Consider the following 25,948-nt stretch of genomic DNA (forward strand, 5'->3'; position numbering starts at 1 on the left):
GTCCCTCCTTACTCGGCCGCCGTACCCAGCGCCGGGGCGGTGTCGCGCAGCGCGGCGTAGCGCGCGCGGACGGCCGTCTCGACGCGGTCGGCGGTGTACTCGGTGGCGGCCGGCGGCGGCCAGTCCGGCGGTTCTGGCGTCCCGGCCAGCGCCCAGGCGGCCTGCCGGGCCGCGCCCAGCGCCACGTACTCGGCGGGGTCGGGCACGGTGACGGGCGTGCCGAGAATCGCGGGGGCCAGCCGGCGGACGGCCTCGGCCCGCGCGCCGCCGCCGATCAGCAGGGTGCGGCGCGGCCGGACGCCCTGCGCGGCGAGGTGGTCGACGGCGTCGGCGAGCGAGCACAGCAGCGCCTCCACCGCCGCCCGCGCCATGTTCTCCCGGGTGGCGTTCGCCGTGGTCAGCCCGGTGAGGACGCCCGTCGCGTCCGGGCGGTCGGGGGTGCGCTCGCCGTCCAGGTAGGGCAGCAGCGTCAGCCCGCCCGCGCCCGGCTCGGCGGCGAGCGCCAGCGCCGACAGCTCGTCCAGCGTCGCGCCGGTCATCGCCGCCGCGGCCTCCGGGATCCGGGCGGCGTTCAGCGTGCAGACCAGCGGCAGGAACCGGCCGGTCGCGTCGGCGAACCCCGCGACCAGGCCGGACGGGTCGGCGGCGGGCGCGTCCGCGACCGCGAACGCCGTCCCGGACGTCCCGATCGACAGCACGACGTCGCCGGGCCGCAGCCCGAGGCCGAGGGCCGCGCCCATGTTGTCGCCCGTGCCGGCGCCGAGCGCCGCGCCCCAGGACGTCGTCCCGACCCGCTCGCCGGGGGCCGCCACCCGCGGCGGCTCGGCGTCGCGGCCGAGCGCGGCGCGCAGGACGTCCGGCAGGTAGGCGCCCTCGGCGGGCGACCAGTAGCCGGTGCCGGACGCGTCGCCGCGGTCGGTGACCGGGCCGTCCGAGCCGAGCCGCAGCGTCAGCCAGTCGTGGGGGAGCAGCACCCGCTCGGTGCGGCGCGCGTTCTCCGGTTCGTGCTCGGCCATCCAGCGCAGCTTGCTCACCGTGAACGACGCGACGGGCACGCTTCCCGTCCGCTCCGCCCACACCCGCGCGCCGCCCAGTTCGTCCACCAGCGCGCGCGCCTGCGGGGCGGAGCGCGTGTCGTTCCACAGCAGGGCGGGCCGGACGACCTCGCCGTCGGCGTCGAGCGCGACCATGCCGTGCTGCTGCGCGGCGACGGCCACCGCGTCCGCCCGCTCGAGGAGCCCGCGCACCCGCGACAGCGCGTCCCACCAGCGGTCCGGGTGGCACTCGGTGCCGTCGGGGTGCGGCGCCGACGCCGCGTCGACCACGGTGCCGTCGGACGCGCGGCACAGCACGACCTTCGTCGACTGCGTCGAGGAGTCGACGCCCGCGACCAGCCCCTCGGCCATCCGGACCCCCTTTTCGTCAACAACGTGGACTTATGTAACGTAGCAGTCGACCCGGCACCTGCCTATAGCCGCGACTGAATTAGGGTGCGTCCATGACGAACTCCGGGAACGTCCCCGTCCGGCACGCCACGATGCGCGTCCGGAACCTCGCCGTCGTCCTGGAGCACATCGCCCGGCACCAGCCCGTCACGCGGGCCCGCCTCGCCGAGCTGACCGGTTTCACCAAGACCACCGTGTCCAACCTCGTCCAGGTCCTGGACGGCGCCGGCCTCGTCGTCGACGGCGCGCCCGTCCACGAGGGCGAGCGCGGCCGCCCCGGCGTGGCCGTCTCGCTGCGCGGCGACGGCGCCGCCGGGCTCGGGCTGGAGGTGGGCGTCGACCACCTCTCCGCGTGCGTCCTGGACCTGGCCCGCCGGGTCCGCTACCGGCACGTCGTCACCGGCGACAACCGCGGCCGCGAACCCGCCGCCGTCCTCGCCGCGCTCGCCGGGCTCGCTGACGACGCCGTCGCCGCGGCCGCCGGGCAGGGCCTCACCGTGGCCGGCGCCGCCGTCGCGCTGCCCGGCCTGCTCGACCGCGAGAACGGCGTCGTCCGGCACGCCCCGAACCTCGGCTGGACGGACGTGCCGGTGACCGGCGCGCTCGCCGGCCTGCGGGCCGAGCACGACAACGAGGCCAACCTCGCGGCCCTCGGCGAGCTGTGGTTCGGCGGCGGCGCCCGGCTCGGCGACTTCGTCCACGTCTCCGGCGAGATCGGCATCGGCGCCGGCATCGTCGTGGACGGCCGCGTCTTCCGCGGCGCGCACGGCTTCGCGGGCGAACTCGGCCACCTCGTCGCCGAGCCGTCCGGCCCGCCCTGTTCCTGTGGCGGCCGCGGCTGCCTCGAGCAGGTCGCCGGGCGGGACGCGCTGCTGCGCGCCGCCGGGATCCCCGCGGGCGACGCGCCCCTCGACGTCCTCGCCGCCCGGCTGGCCGCCGGTGACGGGACGGCGCTCGCCGCCGCCGCCCGCGCGGGACGCGCCCTCGGCGGCGCGCTCGCCGCCGCCGTCAACCTCCTCGACCCGGACACGATCGTGCTCGGCGGCGTCTACCCGCCGCTCGCCCCCTGGATCGTCCCGCCGCTGCGCGACGCCCTCGCCGCCGGGCCCGGGTCCCTGCGCCGCGCCGTGCCGCCCGTCGAGGTGTCCGCGCTCGCCGACGGCGCCGCCGTCCTCGGCGCCGCCGGCCTGGTCATCGAGCGCCTCCTCGCCGACCCCGCCCCGCTCCTCCCCTGACCGCCCGGCCGCGCGGCGCCCCGGTCAGATGTCGACCCGCCGCGCGACGAACGACGCGATCAGCCGCCCCGCCGCCGGCACCTCCAGCGGCAGCAGCGACGTGGCGGGATGGGCGCGCCGCCGCGCGCCGCCCTCGATCGCCCGGACGATCGCCCGCGCGGCCGACTCGGGGCTCACCGGCGGCGGCGTCCGCACGGGCCGGTTCCGCCAGGGAAGGAGCCCGACGTCCCGGGCGGCGGTGTCGGTGCCGCCCGGGACGACCTCCAGCACGCGGACGCCCGTGCCGCGCAGTTCGTTGCGCAACGTCCGGGTGGCGTGTCCCAGTGCCGCCTTCGCCGCCCCGTAGTACCCGAGCGCGGGAACCGGGACGGACTGCAAGGTGGACGTGACGTTCACGACCAGCCCTCCGTGCCCGCCGTCGCGCATGCCGGGCACGACCGCGCGGGTCAGCGCGATCGGCGACCAGAAGTTCGTCTCGAACAGCGCGCGCGCCGCCGTGCCGTCGCCCAGGTCGGCCTGCGTTCCCACGAGGCCGGCGCCCGCGTTGTTCACGAGCACCCGGACGGATCCGAGCGCGGCGGCCGCGTCCCGTCCGAGCTCCGCGGCGGCGCCCGGCCGGGACAGATCGACCCCGAACACCAGCGGCCGCGTCCCGCCGCGGGCGGCGATCGCGTCCGCCGCCGATTCCAGCGCGTCCCGCCCGCGGGCCGCGATCGCCAGCCGGGCGCCCCGCCCGGCCAGCGCGAACGCCAGGGCGCGGCCGATGCCGCTGGAAGCGCCCGTGAGCAGGATCGGCGTCCCCGCCAGTTCCATGTCGCCTCCCTCGAGTTGACTGATTATCAGTCAACTGGGAACCTAGGCGCGTCCCCGACGCCGCGTCAACACCGGGAAGGAGCCGCCGATGGCCGGGCCCGACCGTCGCGCGCTGCTGGTCGACGCCGCCGCCGAACTGTTCACCGAGCGTGCGTTCGACGAGGTCACCACCAGCGAGATCGCGCGTCGCGCCGGAGTGGCGTACGGGCTCATCGCGCACCATTTCGGCAACAAGCGCGGCCTCTACCTGGCGACGATCCGCGCCGCCGCCGACCGCCTCCGCGTCGTGCACGAGTCCCTGCCGGCCGAGGGCGCGCCCGCCGAGCGGCTGCGCGACGCGCTCGACCGGCACATCGCCTTCATGGAGGACAACGCCGCCGGATTCCTGGCCCTCATGCGCGGCGGCAACGGGTCCGACCCCGAGGTGCGCGCGATCGTCGAGGACCTGCGCTGGCAGGGCGCGCGGCGGCTGCTCGACGCCCTCGGCGTCGCCGATCCCGCGCGGCCGGCGCTGCGGACCGCGATGCGCGGCTGGGTGGCGTTCCTGGACGAGATCGTCGTCGACCATCTGCGGCACCACGACGTGCCGCGCGGGACGCTCGTCGCCGCGGCGGCCGCGACGCTCGTCGCCGCGCTGCGCGCCGCCCGCGCCGCCGACCCGGACGGCGGCCCCGACCCGGAGCTCGTCGACCTGCTGGAGTGACCGCGCGCCGTCCGCCGCGTGAGCATGGGGCGGTCGCCGTGCGGATCGGTCCGTCGCCACGCGCTGAACCGGCCCGAGCACACTGCGTTCCGTGAGACGATCGGCTCCCGGGACGAGTGGAGACGACATGAGCGGCGAGGGGCGGACCCCCGCGGGCGTCGACCTGACGACACCGAACACGGCGCGGATCTACGACTATCTCCTCGGCGGCAAGGACAACTACGCCGCCGACCGTGACGTCGCCGAACAGTTGCTGGGCGTCATCCCCGAGGCGCGGACGGCGGCCCGGGAGAACCACGCGTTCATCGGCCGCGCCGTCCGCCACCTCGCCGGCGAGGGCGTCCGCCAGTTCGTCGACATCGGCACCAAGCTGCCGGCCGCCGGCAACGTCCACGAGGTCGCCGCCGAGGTCGCGCCGGACGCCGTCGTGGTGTTCGCCGACGCCGACCCCGTCGTCCTCGCGCACGCGCGCGCCCTCCTGGCGGGCCGTCCCGGCGCGGGGCGCACCTCCGTCGCCCGGTGCGATCCGCGACGGCCCGCGGCCGTCTTCGACGACCCGGCCGTTCGCGCCCTCATCGACTTCGACCGACCGGTCGCGTGCATCCTCGACCGCGTGCTGCACTTCATCGACGACGACGCCGAGGCCGCGAAGGCCGTCGGCGACGTGCACGACGCGCTCCCGCCGGGCGGGCACCTGGTGTTCACGCACATCACCCAGGATCCCGAGCCCGAGTCCGGCGGGGACGTCGGCAAGGTCTTCCGGCCCACCGACGGCCACTTCTGGGGACGCTCGCGCGCCCGCGTCCTCGACATCGTCGGCGCCTTCGAGCTCGTCGAGCCCGGCCTGACCTACACGCCGCAGTGGCGCCCCGACCCGGGCGCGTGGCTCGGCGACGCGCCCGAGCGGACGTTCACCCTGGCCGGTGTCGGCCGCCGCCGAGCCTGATCGCGGCGGACCGGGCAGGGCCGGTCTTCGTTCCCCGCGCGTGGTCGTCGGGGCGCGGCGCGCCGGGCGCGGGGCGGCGGTGCGTGAACGCGACGCCGGCGGAGGCCGCCGACACGCAGGCGACGGCGAGCCACGCCGCCGGGCCCAGGCGTTCGCCGAGGAGGACGAGCCCGGCCAGCGCGGCCGCGGCCGGTTCCAGGCTCACCATGACCGCGGCCGCCTGCTCGGGCACGCGCCGCAGCGCCGCCCGGTCCAGCGACCACGGGACGACCGCCGACAGCAGCGCGACGCCCAGCCCGGCCGCCAGCACGCCCGGCCGGAGCACGGCGCCCTCCGCGAGCGGGGCCAGCGGCAGGACGAGCAGCGCCGCGACCGCGACGCCCCAGGCCAGCGGCGCACCGGGGAGCGCGCCCGCGCGCCGGGTCAGCACGAGGTAGGCCGCCATGCAGGCGCCCGACCCCAGCGCGAACGCCGCCCCGGCCGCCGGGACCGGGTCGCCGAAAGGGCGGTAGATCAGCAGCACGCCCGTCCCGGCGAGCGCCGCCCACAGCAGGTCGAGGGGGCGCCGGGCCCGGACGAGCGCGAGCGTCAGCGGCCCGAGGAACTGCAGCGTGGACGCGACCCCGACCGGCAGCCGCTCCAGCGCCGGATAGATGAGGTGCATGCCCGCGATGGCGGCGCCGAGCGCCGCGACCGTCCCGCGCGACGCGCGGTCCGGCGGCCGCGGGCGGCGCAGGAGCAGCAGGACGAGCGCCGCGAACCCCAGCCGCAGGACGATCACGCCCGCCGTCCCCGCGATCGCGAACATCGCCTTGCCGCACGCCAGGCCCGCCTGGACGGTCACGACGCTGCCCAGCAGCAGGACCGGGCCCGGTATATCGGGTTTGCTCACCATGGGGCCAGTTTCGGGACGCACGACCGTGCGGGTCCATCGAAGGTTTCCGCACGGAATCGTGTTGAATGGCCGCATGATCGACCGCCGCCTCGAGACGCTGCGCGTCCTGCGGGAGCGCGGCACGGTGACGGCGACGGCGGAGGCGCTGCACCTGACGCCCTCGACGGTGTCGCAGCAGCTCCGGCAGCTCGCCCGCGACCTCGGCGTCGAGCTGCTGGAGGCGCAGGGCCGCCGGGTGCGGCTCACCGCGGCGGCGCACACCGCGCTGCGGCACGCCGACGTGCTGGCCGCGCAGTGGGAGCGGGCCCGCGCCGACCTCGCCGCCCACCGGACGGGCGACGCCGGCCGGGTGCGGTTCTGCAGCGTGTCGAGCGCCCTCGCGGCACTGGTCGCGCCCGCCGCCGCGCGGCTGCGGGAGGAGCGTCCCGGTCTCGAGGTCCGGATGAGCGAGAAGGAGAGCGAGGACGCGGCGCACCTGCTGCTGTCCCACCGGTACGACATCGCGGTGGTCGTGCCGAGCGTGGGCACCCCGGCTCCGGGCGACGCGCGGTTCGCCGTCCGCACGCTGCTCGACGAGCCGCAGGACCTGCTCGTCCGGGCCGGTCATCCGCTGGCCGGGCGCGGGACGGTCCGGCTGGACGAGGCGGCGGGGGAGCCGTGGATCGGCTCGCCGGAGCGCGCCGACCAGCACCGGCTGATGCTCGCGTCCTGCGCGTCCGCCGGGTTCGCGCCCCGCATCGTGCACGAGGCCAACGAGTGGTTCGCGGTGTCGGCGCTGGTCGCGCGCGGGTTCGGGGTCGGGCTGGTGCCGCGGCTGGCGCCGCTCCCGCCGGACGACGGGGTGGTGCGGGTGCCGCTGCGGGGCGAGGGCGTCCCGTTCCGCCGCATCATCGCGTGCGTGCGGCGGGGCAGCGAGCGGCAGCCCCCGATCGCGCACGGCCTGCGGGCGCTGCGGGCCGCGGCCCGGGACCGCTAGCCCGCCTCGGCCGTGTCGGGGGCGGCGGGCGGCGGCACGGGGATGGACTCGATGGCGGCGTCGGCGAGCCGCCGGGCGCCCGCCTCGTACCGGTCGCGCAGCTCCAGCAGGACCTGCTGGCCGCGGACGGCGGGCCAGTCGTCCGGCAGGTGCTCGACGGGCAGCCGGGGGTCGTCGCGGACGAGCCGCAGCCACTCGGTCGTCATCCACAGGTAGCGGGCGAGGTCGTCCGGGGCGTCCGGCAGCGGGTCGGGACGGTCCCAGCGGTCGAGGAACGCGCGGTAGCCGTTCGCGACGGCGTCCAGGTCGAACGCCTCCCGCAGCATCGCCGGGACGTCGGTGGGCTCCTCGGCCGGGCCGGAGAACACCTTCAGGCGCCCCTCCAGGCCGAGCTCGCCGACGATCGCGCGGACGTCCCGGCGCGATGGAGCGATCCAGGTGCCGTTGCCCAGCGAGCCGAAGCCCGCCCAGGTCAGCCGGGCGCGCAGGTCGTGGCGGGCGCGCTGCCACGACTCCGGCATCGAGAACGCGAGCACGGTCCAGGTGCCGTCCCAGTCGGCGTTGAGGACGCCGCGCCGCCAGACGCGCTCCTCCCCGTCGTGCAGGATCGCCGCGGAGCGCGCGGTCAGCCCGAAGTGCATGCGGCGGCCGTCCCGGTGCCGCGCCAGCAGGCCGCGGGCGACCATCCGGGTCAGCGTCGAGCGGACCGCGTGCTCGCCGACGCCGAGGCGGGCGAACGTCTCGATGAAACTGCCCGAGAAGACCGCGATGTCGCGCCCGAGCACGTAGTTGCCGAGGTAGGTCAGCATCAGCGACTGCGGCCGGAGCCGGAGCGAGGGACCGCCGTCCGGTTCCGGCCGCGTCCCGTCCGCGCCCCCGCCGCCGTCGCGCCCGTCCTGCACGGCGTCGGGGCCCTTCACTCTTCGCTCACCCGTTCGGCTCCCCTCATGGCGCCAGCGTAACGGCGGTCCAGCGGCTTCCGGCCGCCGAATCATTCATGTTCGGCAGATCCTTGACCGCTGTGAAATATACGCCTAACTTCGTGGCAGTCCCACCCCGGGCGCCCGCCGCAGCGATCCCCCACCTCGGGAGGCAGCAGTGCGCAAGATGGTCCCCCTGCTCGCCGCGGCCGTCCTCGCCGCCGCCACCGCCTGCGGCGGTTCCGGCGGCGGAGACGGCTCCGCCCTCAAGATCGGCTTCATCGAGTCCCTGACCGGCAACTACGCCACGCTCGGCGGTGAGGCGAAGAAGACGGTCGAGCTGGCCGTCGAGCAGATCAACGACGCCGGCGGCATCGGCGGCGAGCGGATCGAGCTCGTCACCCTCGACGACCGCACGTCGCCCGACCAGGGCGTCCTGCACTTCAACCGGCTCCGCTCGCAGGACGTCACCGCGATCATCGGCTCCACGTACGCCAACGTCGCGCTCGCCGTCCAGCCCCTCGCCGAGCGGGAGAAGATCCCCTACATCTCGCTGGCCCCCGCAGACGAGCAGGTCGACCCGATCCGCGAGTACACGTTCGTGATCCCGGCGCTGTCGTCCACGTACGCGCAGGCGATGCTCCAGTACTTCGAGGCCCACCGCATCTCCAAGGTCGCCGTCGCCTACGACACCAAGAGCGCCTACACGATGGCCGGGTTCGAGGGGATGAAGGCGCACGCGGCCGAGCACGGCGTCCAGATCGTCCGGGAGGAGCCCTTCGAGGCGACCGCCGGCAGCTTCAGCCCGCTGTTCACGCACGTCCGCGACTCCGGCGCGCAGGCCCTCGCCGTGTGGGCGAGCGGGCCGCCCGGCGTGACGCTGGCCAAGCAGTTCCCGTCGTCCGGGCTGGACGTCCCGCTGTTCATGACCGGCTCGCAGGCCAGCAAGCTGTGGCTCGACCCCGTCGGCGAGGCCGCCGAAGGCGTGTACGTGCAGAGCGCCATCGGGGTCGTCGGCGCGCACCTGCCCGACGGGAAGCTGAAGCGGTCGATCCAGGAGATGTCGGTCCCGTTCGAGCAGAAGCACGGCTACACGCCGCCGCAGTTCGCGATGGACGGCTACGCGGCCGTCAAGCTCCTGGCCGCGGCGATCGAGCAGGCGGGCGGCGACCGCGAGAAGATCCGCGACGCGCTGGAGGGCCTCAGCCTCGTCACCCCCAACGGCCAGTACGACTACTCGCCGACCGACCACTCCGGGCTGAAGCCGTCCGACATCTCGATGAACCAGGTGAAGGACGGCGAGCTGGTCCCGACCGGATGGTCGGGGACGCGGCTCGCCGCGACCGCGAAGGCGCTCGGATGACGCCGCTGCTCACGATCGACGGCGCGGGGCGGGCGTTCGGCGGCGTGTACGCCGTCCGGGACGTGTCGATGACGGTCGCGGAGGGCGAGACCCGCGCCGTCATCGGCCCCAACGGCGCCGGGAAGTCGACCCTGTTCAACCTGATCAGCGGCCATCTCGTCCCCGACCACGGGACGATCGCGTACGCGCCGGCCGGCGCGGATCCCGGGCCGTCCAGTGGCCCGCGCCGCATCGACCGGCTGCCCCCGCACGCGCGGGCGCGGCTCGGCATCGCCATCGTGTTCCAGGGCGCGCGGCTCTTCCGGGGCATGACCGCGCTGGAGAACGTGATGGTCGGCGCGCACGCCCGCACGCGGCACGGGATGCTGTCGGCGACGCTGCGGCTGCCCGCGCACCGCCGCGAGGAGGCCGCGATCCGGGCCGACGCCCTCGCCGCGCTCGACCGGGTCGGGCTGCGCGACTGGGCGGACCGCTCCGCCGACGTCCTCCCGCTCGGGCAGCAGCGCTCGCTGCAGGTGGCGCGCGCGCTCTGCGCCCGTCCCCGGCTCCTGCTGCTGGACGAGCCCGCGTCCGGCCTGCGCGGCGCCGAGCGGGAGGCGCTCGCCCAGCTGATCGAGGGGCTGCGCGGGGAGGGCATGACGATGATGCTCGTCGAGCACGACGTCGCGTTCGTCGCCCGCCTCGCCGACCGCGTCGGCGTCCTCGACCTCGGCCGCCTCATCGCCGAGGGCACCCCGGAGGAGATCCGCGACGACCCCGCCGTCGTCGCGGCCTACCTCGGCGGTGAGGCCGCATGACGGCCCCCGTCGTCGAGGTGTCCGGACTGGTCGTCCGGTACGGGACGGCCACCGCGCTGGACCGCGTCGCGCTGACGGTCGGGGCCGGCGAGCCGGTCGCGCTCATCGGCCCGAACGGCGCCGGGAAGACGTCCCTCGTCAACGCCGTCATGGGCGTGCTGCGGCCCGTCGCCGGGCGGGCCCGCGTCCGGGGCCGGGCGGCGCTGGTCCCCGAGGGGCGGCAGATGTTCGACGACCTGACCGTCGAGGACAACCTGGCCCTGGGCGCCTGGCGCCGCCGCCGCGAGCGCGGCGCCCGCGACACCGCCCGCGTGTACGAGGTGCTGCCGCGGCTCGCCGCGCTGCGGGACCGCCGCGCGGGCTCGCTGTCCGGCGGGGAGCAGCAGATGGTGGCGTTCGGGCGGGCGCTGATGGCCGACCCGGACGTGCTCGTGGTGGACGAGCTGTCGCTCGGGCTCGCCCCGCTCGTCACCGCGGACCTCGCCGAGCACCTGCGGGCGCTGAACACCGGGCGCGGCCTCGCGATCCTGCTGATCGAGCAGAACGCCCGGCTCGCCCTCGACCTCTGCACGCGCGGCTACGTGCTGGAGGCCGGCCGGATCCGCGCCGAGGGCACCGCGGCGGAACTGGCGGCGGGCAGCGCCGTCGCCGACGCCTACCTCGGCGGCGCGGCCTCCCCGGAGCGGGAGGAGGGGGCGTGAGCGCGTTCGTGCAGTACCTCGTCTCCGGCATCGCCGTCGGCTGCGGGTTCGCGCTGCTGGCGAGCGGCCTGGTGGCGATCCACCGGGTGACGCGCGTGGTGAACTTCGCGCAGGGGATGTTCGCCGTCGTCGGCGGGATGACGGCCGGGTCGCTGCTGTCGTCCGGCCTGCCGCACGGCGCCGCCGAGGCCGCGGCCGTGCTCGTCGCGGGGGCGGTGGGCCTCGCCGTCGGGTTCGCCGCGACCGGCAAGCGCGGGACGTCCCCGCAGTCGGCCCTCATCGTCACGCTCGGCCTCGGCTTCCTGGCGTACGCGGTCGAGATCATGATCTGGGGCGACAACCCGCGCTCCCACCCGGGGCTCGGCGGCTCCGTCGTCCTGTTCGGCGCCCACGTGCAGAAGCAGTCGTTCCTCGTCATCGGCGTCGCGGCCGCGGTGTTCGCGCTGCTCGGGCTGTTCTTCGGCCGCACGTACACCGGCAAGGCGCTCACCGCGTGCGCGTCGAACCCGTACGCCGCGCGGGCCGTCGGCATCGACGTCGTCCGGATGGGGCTGCTCGCGTTCGCGCTCGGCGGCATGCTCGGCGGGCTCGGCGGCGTCCTGCTCACGCCGCTGCAGCCGATCTCCTACAACGGCGACGTCCTGCTCATCACCAACGGGTTCGCGGCGGCGATCCTCGGCGGGCTGGACCGGCCGGGCGTCGCGCTCGCCGGGGCGCTCACCCTCGGCGTCGCCGAGTCGATGGTGGCCGGGTACGGCGCCGCGTCCTACCAGACCGTCGTGGCGCTGGTGCTGATGCTGACGATCATGATGGTGCGCGCGTCGCGGCGGACCGCGCTCCAGGAGGAGGCCGCCCGATGAGCGTGTCCGCCCGCCGGTCCGCGCGTCGCGGGCCGCTGCCCGGGTCGCCCGGGACGGCCGCCGCGATCGCCGTCGCCGGCGTCGCGCTCGCCCTGCCGCTCGTCCTGCCGGGCCCGCAGGTGTCGGTGTACGTGCTGCTGCTGATCTCGGCGACCGTCGTGACCGGGCTGTCCATGCTGATGGGCTTCGCGGGGCAGGTGTCGCTCGGCCAGGCCGCGTTCACCATGATCGGCGCCTACACCGCCGCGCTCACCGCGACCCACGGCGTGCCCACCTGGGCGGGGCTGCTGCTCGCGCCCGCCGTCGCCGGGACGGCCGCCGCGCTCGTCGGCGTCCCGCTGCTGCGGCTGCGCGGCCACCAGCTCGCGTTCGCGACCCTCGCCGTGCAGCTGATCCTGCTCAGTGTCGTGGGACGGCAGGAGTGGGCGGGCGGCGACATCGGGCTGCAGGGCGTCCCGCGCCTCACGATCGGCGGATACGAGTTCGCCGACGACGTCGCCTACGCCTACCTCGCGCTCGGCGTCCTCGGCGTCACCGTGCTCGTCACCCGCAACATCGTCCGTTCCCGGCCGGGCCGCGGGCTGCGCGCGCTCGCCACCAGCGAGGTCGCCGCCGCGTCCGCCGGGGTGCCGGTCGCGCTCTACAAGCAGGCGGTGTTCGCCCTGTCCGCCGCGTTCGCGGGCCTCGCCGGCGGCGTCTACGCGTACTACATCGGATACGTCGCGCCCGGCTCGTTCCCCGTCCTGCTCTCGTTCGAGTACGTCGTGATGGTCGTCGTCGGCGGCGCCGGGACGATCTGGGGCGCGCTCGCCGGCGCCACCGCCGTCACGCTGCTGCTGCAGGTGCTGAACGACGTCGGCACGCGGGAGGGGATGCCCGCGTCGGCGCCGGCCGTCCTGTCCTACGCCGTCTACGGGCTGCTGCTCGTCCTCGTGGTGCTGTTCATGCCGAAGGGCCTCGTCCCCACGGTCGCCGACCGGTGGCGGCGCCGCGCCCCGGCCGGGCGCGGCGCCGCCGGAGCGGAGCCCGAACCCGAACCCGCGCCCGTCAAGTGACCGTCCGGAACCGCCTGGAGAGGTGACGCCGCCATGCGCAACGAAGGACTCGGCTCCTGGCCCGCCCGCCGCGCCCGCAAGACGCCGGACGCCGCCGCGCTCGTCCACGACGGCCGGACGCTCACCTACGCCGGGCTGCTCGACCGCGTGTCCGGGCTCGCGCACGGGCTGCGCGCCCTCGGCGTCCGGCACGGCGACCGCGTCGGCTACCTGGGGCCGAACCATCCGGCGTTCCTCGAGGCGCTGTTCGCCGCCGGGACGCTCGGCGCCGTGTTCGTCCCGCTGAACACCCGGCTCGCCGGGCCCGAGATCGCGCACCAGCTCGCCGACGCCGGGGTGTCGGTGCTCGTGCACGCGCCGTCGCACGCCGCCCTGGTGGACGGCGTCCGCGATCGCGTCCCGGTCCGCGAGCACGTCGCGCTGGACGGGCCGGGCCCGTGGGCGCACGGGTACGAGGAGGTGCGGGCGCGGGCCGGGGAGGCGGGCGCCGCGCCGATCGACGTCCCGGTGTCCCTCGACGACCCGTGCATGATCATGTACACGTCCGGGACGACCGGCGCCGCGAAGGGCGCGACGCTCACCCACGGCAACATCACTTGGAACGCGATCAACGTCCTCATCGACCACGACCTGACGGCGGGCGAGGTCGCGCTCGTGTCCGCGCCGCTGTTCCACACCGCCGGGCTCAACATGCTCGCGCTGCCCGTGCTGCTCAAGGGCGGCGCGTGCGTCCTCGTCCCGGCGTTCGACCCCGCCGCCACCCTCGAGCTCATCGCCGAGCACCGCGTCACGTTCGTGTTCGGGGTGCCGACGATGTTCCAGCGCGTCGCCCGCGAACCCGGCTGGGACGCCGCCGACCTGTCGTCCCTGCGTATCCTGACCTGCGGCGGCGCGCCCGTGCCGCCGTCGCTCATCGAGACCTACCAGAAGAGGGGCCTGACGTTCCTGCAGGGATACGGGATGACCGAGGCCGCGCCGGGCACGCTCTTCCTCGACGCCGCGCACGCGACGGCGAAGGCCGGGTCGGCGGGCGTGCCGCACTTCTTCAGCGACGTCCGCGTCGTCGCCCCCGACATGACGGACGTGCCGCCGGGGGAGACCGGTGAGATCGTCGTGCGGGGCCCGCACGTGATGCGCGGGTACTGGGGCCGGCCCGATGCGACCGCCGCCGCCTTCACCGACGGCTGGTTCCGCAGCGGCGACGCCGCCCGGCTCGACGACGACGGCTACGCCTACATCGTCGACCGCATCAAGGACGTCATCATCTCGGGCGGGGAGAACGTCTACCCCGCCGAGGTCGAGCACGCGATCTTCGCCGACCCGGACGTCCTGGAGTGCGCCGTCATCGGCGTCCCGGACGAGACGTGGGGCGAGGTCGGCCGCGCCGTCTTCGTCCCGCGCCCCGGCTCCGGGCTGACCGGGGACGCGGTGCTGGCCCGGCTCGACGGCCGGCTCGCCCGCTACAAGATCCCCAAGTCGGCGGTGGCGGCCGCCGAGTTGCCCCGCAACGCCTCCGGCAAGATCCTCAAGGGACGACTGCGGGAGGAGTACGGCGAACCATGACCGAACGGGCGAGCGGAGGGGGACGGCCCCCCGTCACGCGGCGGGTGCTGGACATCCTGGGCGCATTCTCGGCGGAACGGCCCGCGCTGTCCATCACCCAGATCGCGCGGCGCGCCGGGCTGCCCCTGTCCACCGCCCACCGCCTGGTCGGCGAGCTGACCTGGTGGGGCGCCCTGGAACGCGACGCCGACGGGCTGTACCGGATCGGGCTGCGGCTGTTCGAGGTCGCCGCGCTCGCCCCGCGCGGACCGGCGCTGCGCGAGGCCGCGATGCCGTTCCTCGAGGACCTCTACGAGGCCACCCACGAGAACGTGCACCTCGCCGTCCTCGACGGGCTCGAGGTCGTCTACATCGAGCGGATCTCCGCCCGCGACGCCGTGCACGTCTTCTCCCGGGTCGGCGGGCGCTGGCCCGCGCACGCCACCGGCGTCGGCCTCGCCATGCTCGCGCACTCCGACCGCGCCCTGCAGGAACGCGCCATCGCCGCGCCGCTGCGCCGCTTCACCGACCGGACGATCACGTCCGGCCCGCAGCTGCGCCGCGCCCTGGCCGAGGTCCGCCGCACCGGCGTCGCGATCAGCGACGGGCAGGTCGAGTCGTTCGCGCTCTCCGTCGGCGCGCCCGTCTTCGGACCGGACGACACCGTCGTCGCGGCCGTCGCGATCGTCGTCCCGAACACCGGCTGGGACGCGCGGTCGCTCACCCCGGTCGTCCGGGCGAGCGCCCGCGGGATCTCCCGCGCGCTCGGCGCGCCCCGCGCCGTCCGTCCGCCGGAGACGGCCATGCACGGGGCCTGAGCGGGTTCTTCCGTCAAACGGAAGCGGCCTTGGCCCGGTGGGGACGGCGACGAGAGGCTCGTCACATTCTGCCGTCCACCCCGCCGAGGAGCCTCCGATGGTCTTCGCCCGCAACCAGTGGTACGTCGCCGCCTACGGGGAGGAGGTCGGCGACGGCCTGCTCGCCCGGACGATCTGCGGCGAGCCCCTCGTCATGTACCGGACGGGCGCCGGCGAGGCCGTCGCGCTCGCGGACCGGTGCGTGCACCGCCGCTTCCCGCTGTCGGAGAGCAACCGGGACGGCGACCGCATCGTCTGCGGCTACCACGGGTTCACCTACGACCCCGACGGGACGTGCGTGGCCGTGCCCGGCCAGACCCGCGTCCCGCGCACCGCGCGCGTCCCCGCCTACCAGCTCGTCGAGCAGGACTCGCTGATCTGGGTGTGGATCGGCGACGGCGAGGGCGACGCCGCCGCGATCCCGCGGGCGCCGTGGCTGGAGTCGGCGGACTACACGACCGTCCGCGGCATGGAGCCGCTCGCCGCCCGCTACGAGCTGCTCGTCGACAACCTCCTCGACCTGTCCCACGAGACGTACCTGCACGCCGGGTACATCGGCACGCCGGAGGTCGCGCAGACGCCGATCACGACGGAGACCGACGAGGAGGCGGGCATCGTCTACGTCAGCCGCCGGATGAAGGACGTCGAGTGCCCGCCGTTCTACTCCGAGTCGACCGGCATCGATGGCCGCATCGACCGCTGGCAGGACATCGAGTTCCACCCGCCGGGCTTCTACCTCCTGCACAGCCGGATCGCGCCGACGGGCGTGGAGCCGGGCCCGGACGGCGACGACTCGGGCGCCTTCCACGTCGAGGTCGGCTACGCGATCGTCCCGGAGACCGAGACGACCACGCACGACTTCTGGTGGGTCGCCCGCGACTTCGCGCTCGACGACGAGAAGGTGTCGACGTTCCTGCGCGACAGCAACCGGACGGTCGTCCTGCAGGACGTCGTGGCGCTGAACAAGCTCGAGAAGGTCATCGCGAGCGAGCCCGCCGGCTACCAGGAGCTGTCGATCAACATCGACACCGGCGGCCTGGCCGCGCGCCGCATGCTGCAGAAGCTGACGGCGCAGTGACGGCCGAAACCACGGGCGGCACGGCGGGCGACCGCCTGCGGGTCGAGTGGTCCCCGGGGTCGGACCGGCTGACCGGCGTCTGTCACTGCGGCGCCGAGCACCGGGCCGACGACCCGGTGGAGGTCTGGACCTGGCTGCTCGGGCATTGCGTTTGATTGCAAGGCCCTCGGCGTCAGGCCCAGGGGGCCTTCCTTCAACGGGCCTTGCGTGCGATCGCTGCATCGCTCCGACTCGCCCCAGGGGGCTCGCTGCGCGATCAGGTTCTCGCTTCGCTCGAACCTGGCTTCGCTCGCGATCGCAGCGGTTCCGGTCCGCTGTGGCCGGGGTGATGGCGGTGAAGGTGGATGACATCCGCTGCTTCGGGCTCGCTGCGGGGCCTCGGCGAGGTACGGCCGGGGGTGCCTGTCGGCGCCTCCGGCCCGGGCGCCGCTCTTCATGGGCGGGTTAGCTTAGGCTAGCCTCATCTTGTGCTGTCCTCCGTGCGGAAACCCCCCACCGCGGAGCCGCCGCCGAAGGCGGCCGTGCCGCGCCGCGCGGGCCGCTGGGGCGGGCTGCTCCTCCTCGTGGCCGCGCTGCTGCTGACGATCGTCGCCAGCTTCGCGATCGGCGCCGAGTCCGTCCCGTTCGGGCGCGTGCTGCCGTCGGTGCTGTCGCCGGACGGGACGCAGCACTCGCTGATCGTCCACGAGCTGCGGCTGCCCCGCACCGTCCTCGGGATCCTGGTGGGGATCTCGCTCGGGCTCGCCGGGGCGGTGATGCAGGCGCTTACCCGCAACCCGCTCGCCGAACCGGGATTGCTCGGCGTGAACGGCGGCGCCGCCCTCGCGGTCGTTGTCGTCATCGGCTTCTTCGACGTCGACGAGGTCCTCGTCTACGTGTGGGCGGCGTTCGCGGGGGCGGGCGGCGCGGCGGTCCTGGTGTACGCGATCGGGGCGCGCGGGCGCGGCGGCGCGTCGCCCGCCCGGCTGGTCCTCGCCGGCGCCGCCGTCAACGCGGTGTTCAGCGCGCTCACCGCGGGCCTGATGCTGCTCACCCCGCAGAACTTCAACGGCTTCCGGTTCTGGCAGGTCGGGTACCTCGCGGGACGCGACCTCGGCATCTTCTGGCGGGTGCTGCCGTTCGTCGTCGCCGGCGTCGTCCTGGCGCTGGTGCTGGCCCGGCCGCTGAACGCGCTCGGACTCGGCGACGACGCGGGCCGGGCACTCGGCGCGCGGCCCGGACGGACGCGCGCGCTCGGCGCGCTCACGATCGTCCTGCTGTGCGGGGCGGCGACGGCCGCCGCGGGCCCGATCACGTTCCTCGGCCTCGCCGTCCCGTTCATCGTGCGGGCCCTCGTCGGCCCCGACCTGCGGTGGGTCGTGCCGTTCTCGCTGCTGCTGGCGCCCGTCCTGCTGCTGTGGGCCGACATCGCGGGACGGGTCGTCGCGCCGGGCGAGCTGGAGACCGGCATCGTCACGGCGTTCGTCGGGGCGCCGCTGTTCATCGTGATGGTCCGGCGGGGAAGGACGCGCGAGCTGTGAGCGCCTCGACGAAGACGCCCGGCGGCGCGCCGCTCGAGAAGGCGGCGGGCAGGGCGATGACGAGCCGGGTCGTGCGCGCGGGCGCGGTGTCGGTGCGGTGGGAGCCGCGCGTCGCCGCGGTGTGCGCGGCGCTCGCGCTGTTCGCGGCGGGCGCGGCGGTGCTGGTCGTCGGGTCCGGCGACTTCCCCATCTCGCCGCCGGACGTGGTCGCGGCGCTCGTCGGGCAGGGCGACCGCGCGACCGAGTTCATCGTGCAGACGCTGCGGCTGCCGCGCGCGGTGACCGGGCTGCTGGTCGGCCTGGCGCTCGGGCTCAGCGGGGCCATCTTCCAGAGCATGTCGCGCAACCCGCTCGGCAGCCCCGACCTCATCGGCTTCACCCAGGGCGGGGCGTCCGGCGCGCTGCTGCAGATCCTCGTGTTCGGCGGCGGCGCGGTCGCCATCACGGCCAGCTCGGCCGCCGGTGCGGTGCTCACCGCCCTCGCCGTCTACCTGGTCGCGTACCGGCGCGGCGGCGGGGTGGTCGGCGTGCGGCTCGTGCTGATCGGCGTCGCCGCGGCGGCGATGCTGCAGGCGCTCAACTCGTACCTGATCACGCGGGCCGAGCTGACGGAGGCGTACGAGGCGGCGTTCTGGCTGACCGGCAGCCTCAACGGGCGCGACTGGGACCAGGCGGTGCCGCTGGCGATCGCGCTGGCCGTGCTCGTCCCGGCCGCGCTGGTGCTGTCGCGCAGCCTCGGCATGGGGGAGCTGGGGGACGACGCCGCGCAGGCCCTCGGCGTCCGGGTGCAGCGCACGCGGCTGCTGCTGGTGATCGTCGGGGTGGGGCTCGTCGCGGCGGCGACCGCGGCCGCCGGGCCGGTCCCGTTCGTCGCGCTGGCCGCGCCGCAGCTCGCGCGGCGGCTGACCCGCCGCGCGGGGGCGCAGCTGCTCCCGGCCGCGCTGACCGGCGCCGCGCTGCTGGCCTGCGGCGACCTGATCTCCCTGCACCTGCCGGTCGCGATCCCGGTGGGCGTCGTGACCGGCGTCCTGGGCGGCGTCTACCTGGCGTGGCTGCTGGCGGCGTCGGGGCGCCGCGGCATGGGCTGACGGCCGCCGGCGGGCGCGGCGTGACGGGGCGTTGACGGCCGGTCGCTCCTCAATTAGGTTAGCCTTACCTAATTCGGAGGGGAGTTCCGTGCTGACCCGGGAAGAGCTGCACACCCTGCTGGCGGACGTCCTCGGCGAACCCGCCGCGGCCGACGACAACCTCATCGAGCTGGGCATGGACTCGATCCGGCTCATGCAGCTGACCGGACGGCTGCGCCGCCGGGGCGTCGAGATCCGCTTCGCCGAGCTGGCCGAACGCCCCACCCTCGGCCAGTGGTGGGAACTGCTCGTCGAACGCGGCCAGGCCGAGGCCGAACCCGCCGCCGAGCCCGCGGAGACCGCCGAGCCTGCCGCGCTCGACCCCGCGGAAATCGAGCCCGCCGACCCGTTCCCGCTCGGCCTCATGCAGCACGCCTACTGGATCGGCCGCGACTCCGGGCAGGCGCTCGGCTCCGTCGCCGCGCACCTGTACGTCGAGCTGGACGGCCGCAGCGTCGACCCCGGCCGGTTCGAGGACGCGGTCCGGGCCCTCGCCCGGCGGCACCCGATGCTGCGCGTCGCCGTCCTCGACGACGGGACGCAGCGCGTCCTGCCGGAGCGCCCCGAGCCCGCCGTCACCGTCCACGACCTCCGGGACGCCCCGGACGCCGGCGGCGAACTCGCGCGCGTCCGGGCGGAGATGTCGGAGCAGCGGCTGCCCATCGAGGACGGCCGCGTGTTCGACGCCCGGCTCAGCCTGCTCCCGGACGGCACGGCCCGCGTCCACCTGGACGTCGACATGGTCGCCGCCGACGCGATGAGCTACCGCGTCATGCTCGCCGACCTCGCCGCCCTGTACGAGGGCGAGCCCCTCGCCCCGATCCGCTACGGCTACGCCCGCTACCTCGCCGACGACCCCCGCGCGGCGGCCCGCGAGCGCGACCGCGAGTGGTGGGCCGGGCGGCTCGCCGACCTCCCCGGCCCGCCCGAACTGCCGGTCGTCCCCGAGCCCGGCGACCGCGTCGAGCGCAAGCACCACTGGCTGGCGCCGCCCGACAAGGAACGCCTCCTCGCCCGCGCGCACGCCGCCGGGGTCACCCCCGCCATGGCGCTCGCGGCGGTGTTCGCCGAGGTCATCGGCGCGTGGTCGGCGACGCCGCGGTTCCTGCTGAACCTGCCGCTGTTCCACCGCGAGCCCGTCCACCCCGACGTGGACGCCGTCGTCGGCGACTTCACCGGCTCCATCATGCTCGAGGTCGACCTCACCGCGGACCTGACGTTCCTGGAGCGGGCCCGCGCCCTGCAGGCCACCCTGCACACGTCCGGCGCGCACAGCGACTACTCGGGATTGGAGGTGCTGCGCGACCTGTCCCGCGCGCGCGGCGAGCAGGTGCTCGCGCCCGTCGTCTACACGAGCGCCCTCAACCTCGGCGAGCTGTTCGGCGACGCGGTCCGCGAACGCTTCGGCGAGCCCGCGTGGATCATCTCGCAGGGCCCGCAGGTGCTCCTGGACGCGCAGGTCACCGAGGTGTCCGGCGGCCTGCTGCTCAACTGGGACGTGCGGGTGCCCGCGTTCCCGGACGGCGTCGCGGACGCGATGTTCGACGCCTACACGTCCGCGATCACCCGGCTGGGCGCGTCCGGCGCCGACTGGGACGCGCCGCTCGGCGTCGGCGCGACGCCCGACCGGCTGCGGCTCCGGCACCGCCTCAACTCCACCCCGCCGCCGCCCCCGGCGACCCTGACCCGCGGCTTCTTCGACCACGCGCGCCGCGCGCCCGGCGCGCCCGCGCTGCACTGGGGCGACGACGGCGCGCTCACGTACGGCGAACTCGCCGACCGCGCCCTGCGCACGGCGTCCGCGCTCGCCGCCGCGGGCGTCCGTCCCGGCGACCGCGTCTCGATCGAGCTGCCCAAGGGACCCGACCAGGCCGTCGCCGCCCTCGGCGTCCTCGCGGCGGGCGCCGCGTACGTGCCGATCGGCCCGGAGCAGCCGCCGGCCCGCCGCGCGAAGATCCGCGCGACCGCCCGCGTCGCCGCCGCGCTGACCGCATCCGGCCGCGCTGCCGCCGACCCCGGGCGGGCGCCTGCGGTCGTCGCGCTCGACTCCGTCGGGGCCGTCGAACCGCTGGCCGAACCGGTCGCGGTGCGTCCGGAGCAGGTCGCGTACGTGCTGTTCACGTCGGGGTCGACGGGCGAGCCGAAGGGCGTCGAGGTGTCGCACGGCGCCGCGATGAACACCATCGGCGACCTCGTCGAGCGCTTCGGCATCGGCGCGGACGACGTCACGCTCGCGGTGTCGGCGCTGGACTTCGACCTGTCGGTGTTCGACCTGTTCGCCGCGTGGACCGCGGGCGGCGCCGTCGCCGTCCCGCGCGAGGACGAGCGGCGCGACCCCGCCCGCTGGGCGGGACTGGCCCGCCGGTGGTCGGTGACGGTGCTGAACTGCGTCCCGTCGGTGCTGGAGATGCTGCTGCGGGCCGGGTCGCCGGCCGAGCCGCCCGCGCCCGCGCTGCGGCTGGTGCTGCTCGGCGGCGACTGGGTCGGGACGCATCTGCCCGCGCTGCTGCGCGAGACCGCCCCGGACGCCCGGTTCGTCGCGCTCGGCGGGACCACCGAGACCGCCATCCACTCCACCGTGCAGGAGGTCGCGGGCGACGTCCCCGCCGACTGGACGGCCGTCCCGTACGGCGTGCCGCTCGGCGGCGTCGCCTGCCGGGTCGTGGACGAGCTGGGCCGCGACCGCCCGGACTGGGCGGCGGGCGAGCTGTGGATCGGCGGCGCGGGCGTCGCCGACGGCTACGCGGGCGACCCGGAGCGGACCGCCGACCGGTTCGTCACCGTGGAGGGCGTCCGCTGGTACCGGACCGGCGACCTGGCCCGCTACCGGCCGGACGGGACGATCGAGTTCCTCGGCCGCCGCGACCACCAGGTGAAGATCCGCGGGTTCCGGATCGAGCTGGGCGAGGTCGAGGCCGCGCTGCGCGGCCACCCGTCGGTCGGGCGGGCCGTGGCGTTCGTCGCCGACGGCCGGCTCGCCGCCGCGCTCGTCCCGCAGGACGGGCCGGGCGGCGGGCTCGACCGGGACGCGGTCCTCGCGCGCGCCCGGGAGCTGCTGCCGCCGCACATGGTGCCCGAGCTGCTGGTCGCGCTGGACGCGCTGCCGCTCACCGCCAACGGCAAGGTCGACCGGGCCGCGCTCGTCGCGGCGGCCGCCGCCGAGGCGGGACGGGCGGACGCGGCGGACGCCGAACCCGAGACGGCCCTGGAAAGGGTGATGGCCCGGATCGTCGCCGAGGTGCTGGGGAGGGAACGCGTCGGCGCGGACGCCGACTTCTTCGCCCTCGGCGGCGACTCCGTTCTTGCCACGACCGTCGTCGCCCGGCTCCGCGAGGCCCTCGACACCGGCGCGCTGCCGGTGCGGGTGCTGTTCGCCGAGCGGACGGTCGCGCGCGTGTGCCGGCGGTTCGCCGAACTGGAGGGAACGCCCGGACGTCTGGAGGCGGTCGCCGCGATCTGGCTCGAGGTCGAGGCGCTGTCCGAAGAGGAGATCGCCGCTCGCCTCGGGTGACGCGGGCGGTGGGGGATCAGCGGGGCTCGGGCCCGGCGTCGATCGGGACGTCGGGACCGGGCCCCGTGCCCTTGCCGGCGCCCGTCCCCGCGTCCGCGTCCGGGTCGGCGTCGGGGGTGGCCCCGGGCCCGAGCGTCGCGGTGCGCAGGCCCGTGAGGGTGAGGGCGAGCACGAGGGCGAGGACCGCGCTGACCGTCCCGTACACGACGATGGCGGCGCCGGGCGCCAGGTAGCGGCCGAGCGCGCCGGCGCCGATCGCGCCGACGGCCTCGCCGCCGGTCTCCTGCGCCGCCCACAGCGCGTTGACGCGGCCGAGGTGGGACGCGGGCGTGTGCGTCTGGATCAGCCCGTACCGCAGGATCTCCTCGACCGACGCGACGAACCCGTACCCGAACAGGATCGCGACGGCCAGCGCGGGATGCCGGGCGAGGCCGAGGCAGGCGAGCGCGGCGAACCCGGCCACGGACGCCGTCAGCAGCGCGAGGCCGGGCCGCCGCGACCGTCCCGCCCAGCCGCTCGTGATGGACGCCAGCACCGCGCCGCACGCGGGCGCCGCGTACAGCAGCCCGACGGTCGTGGGACCGCCGTCCAGGGCGTGCTCGGCGAACGCCGGCATCAGCACGGGGATGCCGCCCGCCACCATGAACAGCAGCCCGAGCAGCATCAGCGACCCCACGACGCGATGGGTGGCGACGAAATGCAGCCCGGACCCGATGGCGCGCAGCGGGTTCTGCTCGACGACCTCCCCGTCCTGCGCGGGCGGCAGGGCCGGGAGCCGGGTCAGCAGCGTGACGGTGCCGAGGGTGCCGAGGGCGGCGGCCGCGTAGTTCCAGCCGACGCCGAACGCCGACACCACCACGCCACCGAGGGCGGGCGACAGCATCGACCCGAGCCGGACGGTCAGCGCGTTCAGCGCGCCCGCCGCGACGAGCTTGTCGGGACGGACGAGCGCGGGCGTCGCGGCGAGCAGCGCGGTGACGCTGACGCCCGTCGCGAAGCCGTCCCACGCGGCGAGGACGTAGAGCGCGGCGAGGGACGGGGACGGCAGGAACGCGTTCAGGGTCAGCAGCGCGAACCCGACGCCGGCGAAGATCCGCGCCCGCACCATCAGCCGCCGCCGGTCGTGCCGGTCGGCGAGCACGCCGCCCCACAGGAACCCGGCCAGCAGGGCGAACCCCTCCGCGGCCGACACCGCGCCGACGTGCACCGTCGACCCGGTCATGGCGTAGACCTGCACGGGCAGGGCGACCGCCAGCATGCCGATCCCGAAGACCGAGACGGTGCGGGCGATGAACACGTCGCGGAACGGCCTGCTGTCGCGCAGGGGGCCGATGTCCATGGCCAGGCGCCTGAACGTTTCCCGGAGCATCGTCGGGGTTCTCCTCGAGAGGGGGAGTAGCTAAGGTAAGCCTAGCCTTAGTTGGTCTTGAGAAAGAGGGCTATGTCGTGCAGCGCGTGCTGATGAACGGAAAGATCCACCGTGCGACTGTGACACAGGCGGACCTGCACTACGTCGGGTCGCTGACGATCGATGCCGAGCTGATGGCCGCCGCCGACATCGTGGAGGGCGAACAGGTCCACGTCGTCGACATCACCAACGGGTCCCGGCTCGTCACCTACGCCATCACCGGGGAGGCGGGGAGCGGGGTGATCGGCATCAACGGCGCCGCCGCCCGCCTCGTGCAGCCCGGCGACCTCGTCATCATCATCACCTACGCGGCCGTGGAGGACGCCGACCGCGACGCGCACCGGCCGCGCGTCGTGCACGTCGACGGCGCCAACCGCATCGTCGCGCTCGGCGACGACGCCGCCGAGCCCGTCCCGGGGGCGCCCACCGCCGGACGCGACGCGCAGTACGCCGGGCGGTGAGCGCGGTGACCGGCGCGAACCCGCCCGCCGAAGCCGCCCCGGACGGCTTCACCCCCTGGCCGAAGGACCTCGCCGACCGCTACGTCGCCGAGGGCTACTGGGGCGACCGCCTCCTCGGCGACGTCCTGAACCGCGACGTCCTGCGCGACGACCCCGGCCGCACCGCGCTCGTCGCCGGCGACGAGCGGCTGTCGTACGCCGAGCTGGACCGGCGCGCCGACCGCGCCGCCGCGGGCTGGCTGCGGCTCGGCGTCCGCCGCGGCGACCGCGTCGTCGTGCAGCTCCCCAACTCCGCCGGGTTCGTCGTGACGTTCCTGGCGCTCGTGCGGATCGGCGCCGCGCCCGTCCTCGCCCTGCCCGCGCACCGGGAGAGCGAGATCGGCTACCTGTGCGAGCTGGCGGAGGCCCGCGCGTACGTCGCCGCCGACCGCGACGGCGCGTTCGACTACCGGGTCATGGCCCGCGCGCTGCCGGTCGAGCACGTCGTCATCGAGGGGGACGCGCAGGAGTTCACCGCCCTCGCCGACGTGGACGCCGACCCGGCCGCCCTCGCCGGCGCGCCGCGGCCGGATCCGGCCGGCGTCGGGGTGTTCCTGCTGTCGGGCGGCACCACCGGGCTGCCGAAGCTGATCCCGCGGACGCACCGCGACTACGTCTACAACCTGGAGGCCAGTGCCGAGGTGTGCGGCTTCGGCCGCGACACCGTCTACCTCGTGGTCCTCCCCGCCGCGCACAACTTCGCGCTCGCCTGCCCGGGGATCCTCGGCGTGTTCGCCACCGGCGGGACGGTCGTGCTCGCGCCGTCCGGGGCGCCGGACGAGGCGTTCCCGCTCATCGAGCGCGAGCGCGCGACCGTGTGCGCCGTCGTCCCGCCGATCGCGCTGCTGTGGCTGGACGCCGTGTCGTGGACCGAGGAGGACGTGTCGTCCCTCGAACTCCTCCAGGTCGGCGGCGCCAAGTTCGCGGCCGAACGCGCCGCCGAGGTGCCGGAGACGCTCGGCTGCCGCGTCCAGCAGGTGTTCGGGATGGCCGAGGGGCTGCTCAACTACACCCGGCTCGACGACCCCCGCGACATCGTCGAGCAGACCCAGGGACGTCCGCTGTCCCCGGCGGACGAGGTCCGCGTCGTGGACGCCGACGGCGCCGACGTCGCGCCCGGCGAGGTGGGGGAGCTGCTCACCCGCGGCCCGTACACGCTGCGCGGCTACTACCGGGCCCCCGAGCACAACGCGCGCTCGTTCACCCCCGACGGCTTCTACCGCACCGGCGACCTCGTCCGGCGGCTCCCGTCCGGCCACCTGGTCGTGGAGGGCCGCGAGAAGGACCAGATCAACCGGGGCGGCGACAAGGTCTCCGCCGAGGAGCTGGAGAACCACCTGCTCGCCCATCCGGCCGTGCACGACGCCGCCGTCGTCGGCGTCCCCGACGCGATGATGGGGGAGCGGACGTGCGCGTTCCTCGTCGTCCGCGGCACGGCGCCGACGCTGTCCGAGCTCAAGGACTTCCTGCGGGAGCGCGGCCTCGCCGCCTACAAGTGGCCCGACCGCATCGAGACCGTCGACGCGTTCCCCCGCACCCCCGTCGGCAAGATCAGCAAGAAGGAGCTGGCCGCCCGCCTCTCCTGAACCCGGCGGCGGACCCGGTCCGGAAACGGGGGGGGGGCGCGCCCCCCCCGCCCCGGCGGCGGGGCGGGCCCGCCCCCCGCGGCCCGCCACCCACCCCAGCCGGCGGAGCC

23 protein-coding genes are annotated in these 25,948 nt (G+C 75.8%); 18 read left to right on the plus strand and 5 right to left on the minus strand.

The window, feature by feature from the left end:
• Window positions 1–8 precede the first annotated feature (8 nt).
• Complete coding sequence (xylB, locus tag AB0L25_RS34090; protein WP_500176879.1) at window positions 9–1,406, minus strand: xylulokinase; 1,398 nt, start codon at window positions 1,404–1,406, stop codon at window positions 9–11.
• Window positions 1,407–1,498: 92 nt separating this feature from the next.
• Between xylB and AB0L25_RS34095 the strand changes: the two genes are divergently transcribed.
• Complete coding sequence (locus tag AB0L25_RS34095; RefSeq protein ID WP_500176880.1) at window positions 1,499–2,680, plus strand: ROK family transcriptional regulator; 1,182 nt, start codon at window positions 1,499–1,501, stop codon at window positions 2,678–2,680.
• A 24-nt stretch (window positions 2,681–2,704) separates the two neighbouring features.
• On the opposite strand, the gene AB0L25_RS34100 is transcribed toward AB0L25_RS34095, so the two are convergent.
• The gene (locus tag AB0L25_RS34100; protein WP_500176881.1) at window positions 2,705–3,493 is read right to left on the minus strand and encodes an SDR family NAD(P)-dependent oxidoreductase; all 789 of its coding nucleotides are present in this window, start codon (window positions 3,491–3,493) and stop codon (window positions 2,705–2,707) included.
• A gap of 88 nt (window positions 3,494–3,581) precedes the next feature.
• On the opposite strand from AB0L25_RS34100, the gene AB0L25_RS34105 reads away from it, so the two are divergent.
• A complete protein-coding gene (locus AB0L25_RS34105; RefSeq protein WP_500176882.1) occupies window positions 3,582–4,196 on the plus strand; it encodes a TetR/AcrR family transcriptional regulator in 615 nt (204 codons plus the stop codon).
• Window positions 4,197–4,323: 127 nt separating this feature from the next.
• Window positions 4,324–5,142: an SAM-dependent methyltransferase gene (locus AB0L25_RS34110; protein WP_500176883.1), complete on the plus strand. Its 819-nt coding sequence runs from the start codon at window positions 4,324–4,326 to the stop codon at window positions 5,140–5,142.
• Here AB0L25_RS34110 and AB0L25_RS34115 read toward each other — a convergent pair.
• A complete protein-coding gene (locus tag AB0L25_RS34115) occupies window positions 5,108–6,037 on the minus strand; it encodes an EamA family transporter (protein ID WP_500176884.1) in 930 nt (309 codons plus the stop codon). The genes AB0L25_RS34110 and AB0L25_RS34115 overlap by 35 nt on opposite strands.
• Before the next feature lie 73 nt (window positions 6,038–6,110).
• On the opposite strand from AB0L25_RS34115, the gene AB0L25_RS34120 reads away from it, so the two are divergent.
• On the plus strand, window positions 6,111–7,013 hold the full coding sequence (locus tag AB0L25_RS34120) for a LysR family transcriptional regulator (RefSeq protein WP_500176885.1): 903 nt from the start codon (window positions 6,111–6,113) through the stop codon (window positions 7,011–7,013).
• On the opposite strand, the gene AB0L25_RS34125 is transcribed toward AB0L25_RS34120, so the two are convergent.
• On the minus strand, window positions 7,010–7,933 hold the full coding sequence (locus AB0L25_RS34125) for a PaaX family transcriptional regulator (protein ID WP_500176886.1): 924 nt from the start codon (window positions 7,931–7,933) through the stop codon (window positions 7,010–7,012). The two genes, AB0L25_RS34120 and AB0L25_RS34125, sit on opposite strands and share 4 nt — an antisense overlap.
• 187 nt (window positions 7,934–8,120) lie before the next feature.
• Here AB0L25_RS34125 and AB0L25_RS34130 point away from each other — a divergent pair, with 187 nt between their 5' ends.
• The 12 genes from AB0L25_RS34130 to AB0L25_RS34185 all read left to right on the plus strand — a co-directional run bounded on the left by AB0L25_RS34130 (window position 8,121) and on the right by AB0L25_RS34185 (window position 22,344).
• Window positions 8,121–9,296, plus strand: a complete 1,176-nt coding sequence (locus AB0L25_RS34130) for an ABC transporter substrate-binding protein (RefSeq protein ID WP_500176902.1) — start codon at window positions 8,121–8,123, stop codon at window positions 9,294–9,296.
• Window positions 9,293–10,093 carry an ABC transporter ATP-binding protein gene (locus tag AB0L25_RS34135; protein WP_500176887.1) on the plus strand — a complete coding sequence of 267 codons (801 nt, stop codon included), beginning with the start codon at window positions 9,293–9,295 and terminating at the stop codon, window positions 10,091–10,093. The genes AB0L25_RS34130 and AB0L25_RS34135 overlap by 4 nt, the downstream gene beginning before the upstream one ends.
• Window positions 10,090–10,794 carry an ABC transporter ATP-binding protein gene (locus tag AB0L25_RS34140; protein WP_500176888.1) on the plus strand — a complete coding sequence of 235 codons (705 nt, stop codon included), beginning with the start codon at window positions 10,090–10,092 and terminating at the stop codon, window positions 10,792–10,794. The genes AB0L25_RS34135 and AB0L25_RS34140 overlap by 4 nt, the downstream gene beginning before the upstream one ends.
• Window positions 10,791–11,654, plus strand: coding sequence for a branched-chain amino acid ABC transporter permease (locus AB0L25_RS34145; RefSeq protein ID WP_500176889.1), 864 nt, complete (start codon window positions 10,791–10,793; stop codon window positions 11,652–11,654). Before AB0L25_RS34140 ends, AB0L25_RS34145 begins: the two co-directional genes overlap by 4 nt.
• Window positions 11,651–12,709 carry a branched-chain amino acid ABC transporter permease gene (locus tag AB0L25_RS34150; protein WP_500176890.1) on the plus strand — a complete coding sequence of 353 codons (1,059 nt, stop codon included), beginning with the start codon at window positions 11,651–11,653 and terminating at the stop codon, window positions 12,707–12,709. The genes AB0L25_RS34145 and AB0L25_RS34150 overlap by 4 nt, the downstream gene beginning before the upstream one ends.
• Window positions 12,710–12,742: 33 nt before the next feature.
• Window positions 12,743–14,272 (plus strand): acyl-CoA synthetase, encoded by a 1,530-nt coding sequence (locus tag AB0L25_RS34155; RefSeq protein WP_500176891.1) that lies wholly within the window; start codon window positions 12,743–12,745, stop codon window positions 14,270–14,272.
• A complete protein-coding gene (locus tag AB0L25_RS34160; RefSeq protein ID WP_500176892.1) occupies window positions 14,269–15,069 on the plus strand; it encodes an IclR family transcriptional regulator in 801 nt (266 codons plus the stop codon). The genes AB0L25_RS34155 and AB0L25_RS34160 overlap by 4 nt, the downstream gene beginning before the upstream one ends.
• 97 nt (window positions 15,070–15,166) lie before the next feature.
• Window positions 15,167–16,186 carry a Rieske 2Fe-2S domain-containing protein gene (locus AB0L25_RS34165; protein ID WP_500176893.1) on the plus strand — a complete coding sequence of 340 codons (1,020 nt, stop codon included), beginning with the start codon at window positions 15,167–15,169 and terminating at the stop codon, window positions 16,184–16,186.
• A complete protein-coding gene (locus AB0L25_RS34170; protein WP_500176894.1) occupies window positions 16,183–16,341 on the plus strand; it encodes a hypothetical protein in 159 nt (52 codons plus the stop codon). The genes AB0L25_RS34165 and AB0L25_RS34170 overlap by 4 nt, the downstream gene beginning before the upstream one ends.
• 324 nt (window positions 16,342–16,665) lie before the next feature.
• Entirely contained in the window at window positions 16,666–17,706 is a 1,041-nt protein-coding gene (locus AB0L25_RS34175) for a FecCD family ABC transporter permease (RefSeq protein WP_500176895.1), read from the plus strand.
• Window positions 17,703–18,794 carry a FecCD family ABC transporter permease gene (locus AB0L25_RS34180; RefSeq protein WP_500176896.1) on the plus strand — a complete coding sequence of 364 codons (1,092 nt, stop codon included), beginning with the start codon at window positions 17,703–17,705 and terminating at the stop codon, window positions 18,792–18,794. Before AB0L25_RS34175 ends, AB0L25_RS34180 begins: the two co-directional genes overlap by 4 nt.
• A gap of 88 nt (window positions 18,795–18,882) precedes the next feature.
• On the plus strand, window positions 18,883–22,344 hold the full coding sequence (locus AB0L25_RS34185) for a non-ribosomal peptide synthetase (RefSeq protein WP_500176897.1): 3,462 nt from the start codon (window positions 18,883–18,885) through the stop codon (window positions 22,342–22,344).
• A gap of 16 nt (window positions 22,345–22,360) precedes the next feature.
• On the opposite strand, the gene entS is transcribed toward AB0L25_RS34185, so the two are convergent.
• Entirely contained in the window at window positions 22,361–23,683 is a 1,323-nt protein-coding gene (gene entS / locus AB0L25_RS34190) for an enterobactin transporter EntS (protein ID WP_500176898.1), read from the minus strand.
• Between the two features lie 122 nt (window positions 23,684–23,805).
• On the opposite strand from entS, the gene panD reads away from it, so the two are divergent.
• Both panD and AB0L25_RS34200 read left to right on the plus strand, forming a co-directional pair.
• Entirely contained in the window at window positions 23,806–24,213 is a 408-nt protein-coding gene (gene panD, locus AB0L25_RS34195) for an aspartate 1-decarboxylase (RefSeq protein WP_500176903.1), read from the plus strand.
• Window positions 24,210–25,838 (plus strand): (2,3-dihydroxybenzoyl)adenylate synthase, encoded by a 1,629-nt coding sequence (locus AB0L25_RS34200; RefSeq protein WP_500176899.1) that lies wholly within the window; start codon window positions 24,210–24,212, stop codon window positions 25,836–25,838. The genes panD and AB0L25_RS34200 overlap by 4 nt, the downstream gene beginning before the upstream one ends.
• Window positions 25,839–25,948: the final 110 nt, after the last annotated feature.

It is taken from the genome of Spirillospora sp. NPDC052242, assembly GCF_040679555.1.
Classification (GTDB): domain Bacteria; phylum Actinomycetota; class Actinomycetes; order Streptosporangiales; family Streptosporangiaceae; genus Spirillospora.